This is a genomic window from Streptomyces sp. NPDC003034 (assembly GCF_053591375.1).
The window spans coordinates 92359-102415 of the sequence record NZ_JBSFTS010000023.1 but is presented as its reverse complement, the minus strand read 5'-3'; the positions used below and the strand labels follow the sequence as shown (position 1 = coordinate 102415).

10 protein-coding genes are annotated in these 10057 nt (G+C 70.7%); 4 read left to right on the top strand and 6 right to left on the bottom strand.

All coding sequences use genetic code 11. The features are described 5' to 3' along the window. Positions 1 to 136 precede the first annotated feature (136 nt). Genes ACWDX7_RS22095 through ACWDX7_RS22085 form a run of 3 tightly spaced genes read right to left on the bottom strand, consistent with a single transcriptional unit; the run spans position 137 to position 2824 of the window. Positions 137 to 889, bottom strand: a complete 753-nt coding sequence (locus ACWDX7_RS22095) for an amino acid ABC transporter ATP-binding protein (protein ID WP_451492703.1) — start codon at positions 887 to 889, stop codon at positions 137 to 139. 11 nt (positions 890 to 900) lie between these two features. Next, on the bottom strand, positions 901 to 1851 hold the full coding sequence (locus ACWDX7_RS22090; protein ID WP_451492656.1) for an amino acid ABC transporter permease: 951 nt from the start codon (positions 1849 to 1851) through the stop codon (positions 901 to 903). Positions 1852 to 1879: 28 nt separating this feature from the next. After that, positions 1880 to 2824, bottom strand: coding sequence for an ABC transporter substrate-binding protein (locus ACWDX7_RS22085; RefSeq protein WP_451492657.1), 945 nt, complete (start codon positions 2822 to 2824; stop codon positions 1880 to 1882). Between the two features lie 523 nt (positions 2825 to 3347). Between ACWDX7_RS22085 and ACWDX7_RS22080 the strand changes: the two genes are divergently transcribed. The 4 genes from ACWDX7_RS22080 to ACWDX7_RS22065 all read left to right on the top strand — a co-directional run bounded on the left by ACWDX7_RS22080 (position 3348) and on the right by ACWDX7_RS22065 (position 6586). Continuing rightward, on the top strand, positions 3348 to 4550 hold the full coding sequence (locus ACWDX7_RS22080) for an NAD(P)-dependent malic enzyme (RefSeq protein ID WP_451492658.1): 1203 nt from the start codon (positions 3348 to 3350) through the stop codon (positions 4548 to 4550). A gap of 203 nt (positions 4551 to 4753) precedes the next feature. Further along, positions 4754 to 5716, top strand: a complete 963-nt coding sequence (locus tag ACWDX7_RS22075) for a zinc-binding dehydrogenase (RefSeq protein ID WP_451492659.1) — start codon at positions 4754 to 4756, stop codon at positions 5714 to 5716. An 88-nt stretch (positions 5717 to 5804) separates the two neighbouring features. Continuing rightward, complete coding sequence (locus ACWDX7_RS22070; protein WP_030013034.1) at positions 5805 to 6014, top strand: helix-turn-helix domain-containing protein; 210 nt, start codon at positions 5805 to 5807, stop codon at positions 6012 to 6014. Beyond that, positions 6014 to 6586: a Clp protease N-terminal domain-containing protein gene (locus ACWDX7_RS22065; protein ID WP_451492660.1), complete on the top strand. Its 573-nt coding sequence runs from the start codon at positions 6014 to 6016 to the stop codon at positions 6584 to 6586. The genes ACWDX7_RS22070 and ACWDX7_RS22065 overlap by 1 nt, the downstream gene beginning before the upstream one ends. Before the next feature lie 3 nt (positions 6587 to 6589). On the opposite strand, the gene ACWDX7_RS22060 is transcribed toward ACWDX7_RS22065, so the two are convergent. The 3 genes from ACWDX7_RS22060 to ACWDX7_RS22050 all read right to left on the bottom strand — a co-directional run bounded on the left by ACWDX7_RS22060 (position 6590) and on the right by ACWDX7_RS22050 (position 9934). Continuing rightward, on the bottom strand, positions 6590 to 7582 hold the full coding sequence (locus tag ACWDX7_RS22060) for a helix-turn-helix transcriptional regulator (RefSeq protein ID WP_451492661.1): 993 nt from the start codon (positions 7580 to 7582) through the stop codon (positions 6590 to 6592). A 1-nt stretch (position 7583) separates the two neighbouring features. After that, complete coding sequence (locus tag ACWDX7_RS22055) at positions 7584 to 8630, bottom strand: DUF4097 family beta strand repeat-containing protein (protein ID WP_451492662.1); 1047 nt, start codon at positions 8628 to 8630, stop codon at positions 7584 to 7586. Positions 8631 to 8986: 356 nt separating this feature from the next. Further along, positions 8987 to 9934, bottom strand: coding sequence for a LysR family transcriptional regulator (locus tag ACWDX7_RS22050; protein ID WP_451492663.1), 948 nt, complete (start codon positions 9932 to 9934; stop codon positions 8987 to 8989). Between the last annotated feature and the right edge of the window lie 123 nt (positions 9935 to 10057).

The window sequence follows — 10057 nt, the reverse complement described above, 5'->3', positions numbered from 1 at the left end:
AGCTTCCGAGGGCCCTGAGGCGTCCGGTCCCTACGGATCTCGAAGTCCATCGCATCCCCTGAACTGGGATGTTGCAACGACTCCTAGAACCCAAGCATCCCGTACCGCCCCTCCCGCGTTCACCAGCCGCGCGCGCCTACAGCACCTTCGACAGGAACGCCTTCGTCCGGTCGTGCTGCGGGTTGCCGAGGACCTCGCGCGGGTGGCCGGATTCGACCACCACGCCGCCGTCCATGAAGACGAGGTTGTCGCCGACCTCGCGGGCGAAGCCCATCTCGTGCGTGACCACGATCATGGTCATGCCCGACTCGGCCAGGTCCCGCATGACGTCCAGGACGTCACCCACCAGCTCCGGGTCGAGCGCCGAGGTGGGCTCGTCGAAGAGCATCAGCTTCGGTTCCATGGCCAGCGCGCGGGCGATCGCCACGCGCTGCTGCTGGCCGCCGGAGAGCTGGGTGGGGTAGTTCCCGCCCTTGTCGCCGAGGCCGACCCGGTCGAGGAGGCGTACGGCCCGCTCGCGGGCCACCGCCTTGCTCTCGCCCTTGACCATGACCGGGGCTTCCATGACGTTTTCGAGGGCCGTCATGTGCGGGAAGAGGTTGAAGCGCTGGAAGACCATGCCGATGTCCCGGCGCTGGGCCGCGACCTCACTGTCCTTCAGCTCGTAGAGCTTGTCGCCCTTCTGGCGGTAGCCCACCAGCTGGCCGTCGACCGAGAGCCGGCCGGCGTTGATGCGCTCCAGGTGGTTGATGCACCGCAGGAACGTCGACTTGCCGGAGCCCGAGGGGCCGACCAGGCAGAAGACCTCCCGCGGCGCGACCTCCAGGTCGATGCCCCGGAGGATGTGGGCGGCGCCGTACGACTTGTGGACGCCTTCTGCCTTGACCATCGGCTGGGCGGTCACTTGGTCACCTCCGTACGGCGGAACATGTTCAGGTTGGCCTTGAGCCGCTGCAGCGGTGTGGGGGGCAGGCTGCGCAGCGAACCGCGGGCGTAGCGGCGCTCCAGGTAGTACTGACCGACGCTGAAGATGCTGGTCAGCGTGAGGTACCAGATGGAGGCCACGAAGAGCATCTCCATGATGGCGCCGGCCGTGCTGCCGATGTTGGTGCTGGCCCGCAGGAGCTCGGTGTACTGCACCGCCGAGACGAGCGACGAGGTCTTCAGCATGTTGATGAACTCGTTGCCCGTGGGCGGGATGATCACGCGCATGGCCTGCGGCAGCACGACGCGGCGCATGGTCTGCGTGCGGGTCATGCCGAGCGCGTGCGCGGCCTCGCTCTGGCCCTCGTCCACGGACTGGATGCCGGAGCGGACGATCTCCGCCATGTAGGCGCCCTCGTTCAGGCCGAGGCCCAGCAGGGCGACCATGAACGGCGTCATGACGTCGACGGTCTCGTCCTTGTAGATCGGCCCGAGGTCGATGTACTGGAAGATCAGCGACAGGTTGAACCAGACCAGCAGCTGGACGTAGACGGGGGTGCCGCGGAAGAACCAGATGTAGAGCCAGGAGACGAAGCTCGTGACCGGATTGTGCGAGAGCCGCATCACGGCGAACAGGACGCCGAGTACGAGGCCCAGCGCCATCGCCGAGACGCTGATGATGATGGTGTTGCCGAGACCGGTGATCACCGAGGGGTCGAACAGCTTGTCGCCGACCGTGCCCCAGATGACGTCGCCCTCGGAGAAGGCGTAGACGAGCCAGCCCAGGAGCACGGCCACGACCGCGGCGCTGACCCAGCGGCCGTAATGCCGTACGGGGATTGCCTTGATGGCCTCGTAGGGGGATCCCGAGGCTGCGGGTCCGGCCGGCGGAGTGGCGGCCGAACCCTTGTCGATCTTGTCAGTCACTACGACTGCCCTTCAGTGGAGCGCTCGGTCACTTGCCTGCGTTGATCGTCGCGGACTGCACGGCGCTGTCCTTGACGTTCCACTTCTCCAGGACCTTCGTGTAGGAGCCGTCCTTGATGATGGCGTCGAGCGCTTCCTTGACGGCGTCGCGGAGCTGGGCGTTCTCCTTGGAGACCGCGATGCCGAAGAGGCCGACGTCGGCCTGCTGGCCGGCGACCTCGAAGTCGTTGCCGCCGCCGGAGGTCTTCGCGATGTACGCGGCCACCGGGTAGTCGTTCATGTCGGCCACGGCGCCGCCGGCCTTGACGCGGGTCTGCGCCTCGGCGTCGGTGTCGAAGGCCTCGATGGTCAGCTTGTTGTCACCGCACTTCTCGGCCTGCGTCTTGAAGGTGTCCTCGTAGATCGTGCCGCGCTGCACGGCGACCGTCTTGCCGCACAGGTCGTCGAGGGACTTGATGTTCTCCGGGTTGCCCTTCTTGACGATGAGCGAGACGCCGGAGGAGAAGTAGTCGACGAAGTCGACGCCCTTGCCGATCTTCGCGCCGTTCTCGTCCAGGCCTTCCTGGCGCCGCTTGTTGTCGGTGATCGAGGACATCGCGATGTCCTGGCGGCCGGTCTCCAGCGAGGTGATCAGGCCGTCGAAGGTGCCCGAGGTGAACTCGAAGCGCACACCGAGCTTCTTGCCCAGTTCCGCGGCGATGTCGGGGTCGACACCGACGATCTTGCCGCCCTCCGTGAACTCCATCGGGGCGTAGGCGGCGTCCGTGCCGACCTTGATGACGCCGGCGTCCTGGATCTTCTTCGGGAGCTTGTCGAACAGCGGGGCGTCGCTGGTCTTGCCCTTGGTCGCGGAACCGTTGTCGGTCTGGTCTCCACAACCGGTCAGGATCAGGGCGCCGGCGACCGCGATCGCACCGGCCGCGGCGATCCGGGACCGAGCGGCGGTCGTACGACGGGTGGTGCTTGCGGTCATGAGCGGTTCCTCCGGCAGGTGGAAAAGCATCCGAGAGTGGTCGTGGCACACACCATCGAGTGTCGCGAACTTGTGTGATGAGGGGCATCTTGCCATTCGGACTGACGCATTCAGGTCGCCCGCCAGGTCAAAATCAGATAACGGGTGACCCCCTCCACCCAACATGCCTGCGGGCAGGACGGCCTGGCGCCGCATGATCCCCCGTGAACAGGCTCTTTTGACTCACTATTTGCGGTACGTCTCGGCTACCGGACACAGACTCTTGGACTTTTCTCCAAAACCAGGACAAGCCGCCTATGGTCGAGTAGGAATCGACTCGTCTGGGCGAGCGTTCTTCCGGTAGAACAGATCCTTACACCCCTCATCCGGGGCTCAGGGCGCGCGTGCGGCGCGCCCGCGCGTACGAACCTCCCCTCCGCGGAGACGGGCCAACCGTCGACGCGGAGTACGGACGCGGTGCCCGCCCACCCCTTAACCAGGAGTGGTCACCCTCAACGATTCAAAGACTTAAGGGGCCAAGAAAGTGGCAGCGGAGATCGTCAATCCTCGCAGCGACAGCGTGACGGACAACAACCCGGACGCGGTGTTCGCACTGCACCGGGGCGGCAAGATGGCCATCCAGGCCACGGTGCCGGTCCAGAACAAGGACGACCTGTCCCTCGCGTACACGCCGGGCGTGGCGAAGGTCTGCAGCGCCATCGCGGAACAACCCGAGCTCGTGAACGAGTACACCTGGAAGTCGAACGTGGTCGCCGTCGTCACCGACGGCACGGCCGTGCTCGGACTCGGCGACATCGGTCCCGAGGCCTCCCTCCCCGTGATGGAGGGCAAGGCCATCCTGTTCAAGCAGTTCGGCGGGGTGGACGCGGTTCCGATCGCGCTCGCCACCAAGGACACGGAGGAGATCATCGAGACGGTCATCCGTCTCGCTCCGTCCTTCGGCGGGGTGAACCTGGAGGACATCTCGGCGCCCCGCTGCTTCGAGATCGAGCGCCGCCTCCAGGAGGCGCTGGACATCCCGATCTTCCACGACGACCAGCACGGCACCGCCATCGTGACGCTGGCCGCGCTGCGCAACGCCGCGAAGCTGACCGGGCGCACCCTGGGCGACCTGCGCGCCGTCATCTCGGGCTCGGGCGCGGCGGGTATCGCCATCGCCAAGATCCTCGTGGACGCGGGCATCGGCGACGTCTGCGTCACCGACCGCAAGGGCGTCGTCTCCGCCGACCGCTCCGACCTGACGGACGTCAAGGCGGAGATCGCGGGGCTGACCAACAAGACGGGCCGGACCGGCTCGCTGGAAACGGCCCTCGTGGGCGCGGACGTCTTCATCGGCGTCTCCGGCGGTACGGTTCCCGAGGCCGCGGTGGCGTCGATGGCGAAGGACGCCTTCGTCTTCGCCATGGCCAACCCGAACCCGGAGGTCCACCCGGACGTCGCGCACAAGTACGCGGCGGTCGTGGCCACGGGGCGTTCGGACTTCCCGAACCAGATCAACAACGTGCTGGCGTTCCCGGGCATCTTCGCGGGCGCCCTCAAGGTGCGCGCCACCCGGATCACCGAGGGCATGAAGATCGCCGCCGCCGACGCCATCGCCGGTGTCGTGGGTGACGAGCTCGCCGCCGACTACGTGATCCCCTCGCCGTTCGACGAGCGCGTCGCCACGGCCGTGGCCACGGCCGTCGCCGCTGCGGCGAAGGCCGACGGCGTGGCCCGCCTGGTCTGATCCCGCGCCGAGCGGTACGGGATACGAGCAGTACGGGATACGAGGCCCGGCCGGAGTGATCCAAGCGATCCGGCCGGGCCTCGTCGCGTCCGGGTGGCGGACCTCTCCGGCCGGGCCTCGTCGCGTGCGCGGAGGCGGCGGGCGGGGGTCCGGCCGGAAAGTGGGGCTGGAAACGGGCGCCTACCCGGCGGTAACGTCTGCGCATGTTCGCTGCCTACGCCGCCCGAATCGACCGTGACCAGCCGCTGAACGGCCTTGAGCTGGGCGACCGCCCGGCCCCCGAGGCCCGCCCCGGCTGGGTGACCGTGAACGTCAAGGCCGCCTCGCTCAACCACCACGACCTGTGGTCGCTGCGCGGGGTCGGCCTCGGCGAGGACAAACTCCCGATGATCCTCGGCTGCGACGCGGCCGGAACCGACCAGGACGGCAACGAGGTCGTCCTGCACTCCGTGATCGGCCAGAGCGGCCACGGGGTCGGCCCCGACGAGCCGCGCTCCATCCTGACCGAGCGCTACCAGGGGACCTTCGCCGAGCAGGTGACCGTCCCCGCATGGAACGTCCTGCGCAAGCCCGCCGAGCTGTCCTTCGAGGAGGCCGCGTGCCTGCCGACGGCCTGGCTGACGGCGTACCGGATGCTGTTCACCAACGCCGGCGTCCGCCCCGGCGACTCGGTCCTGGTCCAGGGCGCGGGCGGCGGGGTCGCCACCGCCGCGATCGTCCTGGGCAAAGCGGCGGGCCTGCGGGTCTTCGCGACCAGCCGGGACGAGGCCAAGCGCAAGCGGGCGGTGGAGCTGGGCGCGGTGGAGGCGTACGAGCCGGGCGCCCGGCTGCCGCAGCGGGTGGACGCGGTGATCGAGACGGTCGGCGCGGCCACCTGGTCCCACTCGGTGAAGTCGCTGCGCCCGGGCGGCACGCTGGTGATCTCCGGCGCGACGAGCGGCGACCGGCCGGCGCACGCGGAGCTGACCCGGATCTTCTTCCTGGAGCTCAAGGTGGTCGGCTCCACGATGGGCTCGAAGGACGAGCTGGAGGACCTGCTGTCGTTCTGCGCCACGACGGGGGTACGCCCGGTAATCGACGAGGTGCTGCCGCTGGACCGGGCGCGGGAGGGGTTCGCCAAGCTGGAGTCGGGCGACCTCTTCGGCAAGATCGTCCTCAAGCCGTAGCGGGGGCGGGGCGGGCGGGGCCGGGTACTCACCGCAAAATGTCAACTGGGGTTGACACCTCCTCCCTTGTCAACCTACATTGACATGCATGACGGAAGCTACCGATCTCGCCGAGCGGGCCGGTGACCGTGACCCGCGCGTGGGCCTGCGTGCCGTGGCCGCCTTGCGAAGGCTGCTGGAGCAGCTGGAGGCCGTACAGGTACGCAGCGCCCGCGCGCAGGGCTGGTCCTGGCAGGAGATCGCGGCCGAGCTGGGCGTCAGCCGGCAGGCCGTGCACAAGAAGTACGGGAGGCTCTGATGTTCGAACGTTTCACCCGCGACGCCCGGTCCGCCGTGACGGACGCGATGACCGAGGCCCGGCGGTCCGGAGCCGCCACGGTCACCGAGGAGCACCTGCTGCTCGCTCTGATGTCCCGGGGCGTACTCGATCCCCTGGGCGTCGACCGCACGGCCGTCGCGGCGGACCTCGCCGGGGCCCGCCGCCGGGGCGGCATGTCGAGGGCGGACGAGGAGGCGCTGGCCGGCCTCGGCATCGACCTCACCGAGATCGTCTCCCGCGTCGAGGAGACCCACGGCGAGGGCGCGCTCTCGGCCCCCGCCCGGAGGAGGCGCACCCTGGGCGCCTCGCTCCGCTCGGCCCTCGGGCGCGCCGAAGGGAACGACCGTACCGGCAGCTACCACGTGCCCTTCACCCGGGAGTCGAAGAGGGCCTTGGAGCAGTCCCTCCGCATCGCCCTGGGCCGCCGCGACAACCGCATCGGCACCCTGCACCTGCTGCTCGCCCTGCTGTCCCGCCCGGGCTCGGTCTCCGAGGTCCTGACGGACCACGGCGTCACCTACGCCGCGGCGGAAGCGGGCCTGGCCGCCTGAGGCTCAGGGGGCGGGGCGCAGGACCGCCTTGAGGTGGGTTGCCGCCGTGGCGAGGCGGGCACGGGCCCCGGCCAGTTGAGCCGGTGTCAGCCCGTGATCGCGGGCCGCGTCGCGCACCTCGTCGCGGAAGCGGTCCAGCAGGCGGTCCAGGTCACGGGCCGGGTCTGCGGTGGGCGTGAGGTCCGCGGCCCAGTCCGCGTCCGGCGTCACGCCCCCCTCCCGGCCCTGCGTGACGTCCTGCGTCACGTCCTGCGTCACGTCCTGCGTGACATCCGCCGCCGCAGGGGTGCCACCGGCCGCCGCGCCCGCCGCCGTATCCGCGGCCGGGGGCGCGGTGGACGTGGCGCCGCCCCCGCCGAGCCAGGCCCCTGCCAGACTGCCCAGCACCCCGCCCGACTTCGCGAACTGCTCCTGGAGCTGGCCCGCGATGCGCTGGACCTCCTCACGGGCCCGCTCCTGGGCCTCCTTGGCCTGGCGGCGCGCCTGCTGGGCCTCCTCACGGGCCCGGCGGCTCTCGTCCTTCGCTCGGCGCGCCTGCTCCTTCCACTCCTGCCTGGCCTTGCGCAGCTCCTCCTTCGCCGCCTTCCAGGACTCGTCCTCCGCCTCGGTCGCCGTCGCGGAGGCCGCCGCACGCATCTCGCGCCGCAGGTCACCCGCCGCACCCCGCACGTCGTCGCGGATCTCGGCGGCCAGTTCGGAGACGGAGTCGCGGATCTCCAGCTCCAGGTCGGCTAGTTCACCGCCGCGGCCGGCCAGTTCGGCTCGGCCCGCCCCGGTGATGGAGTACACCTTGCGGCCGCCTTCGGTGGCGTGCGTGACCAGGCCCTCGGCCTCCAGCTTCGCCAGGCGCGGGTAGACCGTGCCGGCGGAGGGCGCGTACAGCCCCTGGAAGCGCTCCTCCAGCAGACGGATCACCTCGTACCCGTGGCGCGGGGCCTCGTCCAGCAGCTTGAGCAGGTAGAGGCGGAGGCGGCCGTGGGCGAAGACGGGCGGCATGTCAGAGCACCTTCTTGTCGGACGTGGAGGGGGTTTCCGGCGCTCCGGCGGCTTCGGCGGCTTCGGGCGAGGGCTCTGGGGCGGCCGACGGCTCCGCGGCGGCCGGCGGCTCCGCGGCGGCCGGGGCCTCCGCGGCCGGGCGGCGCAGCAGCGCGATCGCGCCCGACACCGTGGTGGCCCGCAGGGTGCCCGTCCCGGCGCCGAGGGTACCGGTGATCCGCTTGGCGCCCAGCTGCCCGGAAACGCGCAGGTCCTCGAAGGCGTTGGAGACGCCCCCGGTGGCGGTGTTGGCCTCGACGCGGGCATCGGCGGGGTGCGGCAGCCGGATCGCGACCTGGCCGGACACGGACTTCAGCGCGATGTCCACCGGACGCGACGCGTCCGGGTCGGGGTCCAGGTCGATGAGCATGTCACCACTGACGGAGTCGGCCCGTACGTTCCCGCCCGCACCGTCGACCACCGTCAGATCGCCGGACAGCGAGTGGAAGGCGAGGTCGCCGGTGACGGACTGGGCCTCGACGCCGCCGGAGACGGTGTGCGCCTTGACCTTGCCGGACAGCCCGACCAGCGTCGCGTCACCGGAGATGCCGTTGACGTCGGTACCGCCCGCGATGCCGGAGACGAAGACCGTGGCGTCGACGGTCGCCAGCTGGACGCGGGTCGCGGCGGGGACGGCGAGGGTGACGGTGGCGCTGCGCTCCCAGGCCTTGCGTCCGGAGCCGGAATGCGACCAAGCCTTCCAGGGCTTGGACTCGAACCACTCCTTCAAGCCCTGGAAGCCGTTCCAGGGCAGGTCCTCGTAAGAGACGGTGAGGACGCCGCCCTCCAGCACCACGTGCAGGGGCGGCCCGTCGACCGTGGTGACCTCCAGGCGCGCCGGACCCGCGTGGATGCTGCCGGCGCTGTCGGCGCTGTCGGCGGCCACGACGTTGACCGTGCCGCTCACGGTGCGGACGCGGAGGTCGCTCACCGGCCCCTCGAAGGTGAGTTTCTGCGGTTCGGCGACCGACCAGGTCTTCCGAGGCGTCTGGTGCGTCTGGTCTTCCATGATGCTGGTCCTCCTCGTGCGTACACGGACGGTCCTCGACGCACGCAACATATCGCGTCTTCTTCTTCACGATATATCGCGGTCGGGGGAAGTCAAGGCGTCACGGAAGCGCGGGTTTGCGTACTCCCGGGCGGCCGGGCGCGACAGCGGGGCCGGGGGGACAGGGTCGGAGAAGCAGCCGGCTCTGCGGACCGCACGGCGCGGCGCCGGGGCGGCAGTCGGCTGGACGCGGCGCCAACGGGCCACGGCGGCACCACGGCCGGGTTCCGCTTCGCCGGATCGCCCAGCGTCAGCCCGAGCCCGGTGGGGGCGCCACGGGGCCCGGCGGACGCCGGGCCCCCGTGGCGGCGGGTGCGTCAGGCCGCCTCCGCCGGGGCCTGGACGAGGGGGCTGCCCGTGCGGTGCAGCCAGGCCCGGTACGGGGGTGTGCGCAGGGCCGCTTCGCGATAGGCGGCGCGGAGGTCCTCGTACACCTCCGCGTGCGCGCCCGGCCGGGTGGCCAGCAGGAGCCGTACGGCCAGCGGGTCGCCCGACAGCGGCCGGATCGCCATGTCTTCCCGGGGCCCGGATGTGGGCTGGCAGGGCGCGACGGCCTCGCCGGAGACGATCAGCGAGGCCGCCGTGTGGTAGTCGGCGTGGAGCACCGGCGGATCGAGCCCGGCCCCGGCGAGGACCCGGCGCAGGCCGTCCCATTCACCGTCCACCGAGGGGTCCACCGTCCACCGGTCGGCGGCGAGGTCCCGTAACGACACCACCGCCTGCCCGGCCGCCGGATGGTCCCGGGACATGGACACGAACTGCGGCTCCCGCTCCATCAGCACGTGCAGTTGCAGCCCGGCCGGGACCCGCAGCGGACTGCCCTCCACCTCGTGTACGAATGCCACGTCCAGCTGGCCCGCGGCCGCCATCCGCAGCAGCGCGTTGGCGGAGACGTCCACCACGAGGGAGGTCTCGGTCCCGGGCAGCCGCCGGTGCAGCCGCCGCAGCCAACCGGGCAGCGCGCGGCTGGCCGTGGAGCCGATGCGCAGCCGTGGCCCCTGGGCCACCGCCCGGGCCTCCGCCACCAGTGCGGCCATCTCCGCGAGGAGCGGTCGGGCGCGCCCCAGCACGGTGCGGCCGAAGGGGGTGGGCCGGCAGCCGGTCCGCTCGCGCAGGAACAGCTCGCCGTCCAGGGCGCGTTCGATGCGGCGCAGCTGGGTGGTCAGTGAGGGCTGGCTCACGCCGAGCTGCCGGGCGGCCTTGTGCAGGCTGCCGGCGTCGGCGATGGCGCACAGTGCGCGCAGGTGCCTCACCTCAAGCTCCATGGCCCAGAGGGTAGGCCGCGACCGGTTGACCGCACCAGCCATCCAAGAGACCCCAAATCCCGCCATTTTCACGCTAGTTGGTTAGCCGAAAACTTCCCGATAGCTCGGTGCTATCGGGGAGTG

Bases quoted from the DNA above. Each gene is read 5' to 3' on its own strand.
- ACWDX7_RS22095 (WP_451492703.1), bottom strand. From the start codon at position 889: ATGGTCAAGGCAGAAGGCGTCCACAAGTCGTACGGCGCCGCCCACATC.
- ACWDX7_RS22085 (WP_451492657.1), bottom strand. From the start codon at position 2,824: ATGACCGCAAGCACCACCCGTCGTACGACCGCCGCTCGGTCCCGGATC.
- ACWDX7_RS22075 (WP_451492659.1), top strand. From the start codon at position 4,754: ATGTTCGCTGCCTACGCCGCCCGAATCGACCGTGACCAGCCGCTGAAC.
- ACWDX7_RS22070 (WP_030013034.1), top strand. From the start codon at position 5,805: ATGACGGAAGCTACCGATCTCGCCGAGCGGGCCGGTGACCGTGACCCG.
- ACWDX7_RS22065 (WP_451492660.1), top strand. From the start codon at position 6,014: ATGTTCGAACGTTTCACCCGCGACGCCCGGTCCGCCGTGACGGACGCG.
- ACWDX7_RS22060 (WP_451492661.1), bottom strand. From the start codon at position 7,582: ATGCCGCCCGTCTTCGCCCACGGCCGCCTCCGCCTCTACCTGCTCAAG.
- ACWDX7_RS22055 (WP_451492662.1), bottom strand. From the start codon at position 8,630: ATGGAAGACCAGACGCACCAGACGCCTCGGAAGACCTGGTCGGTCGCC.
- ACWDX7_RS22050 (WP_451492663.1), bottom strand. From the start codon at position 9,934: ATGGAGCTTGAGGTGAGGCACCTGCGCGCACTGTGCGCCATCGCCGAC.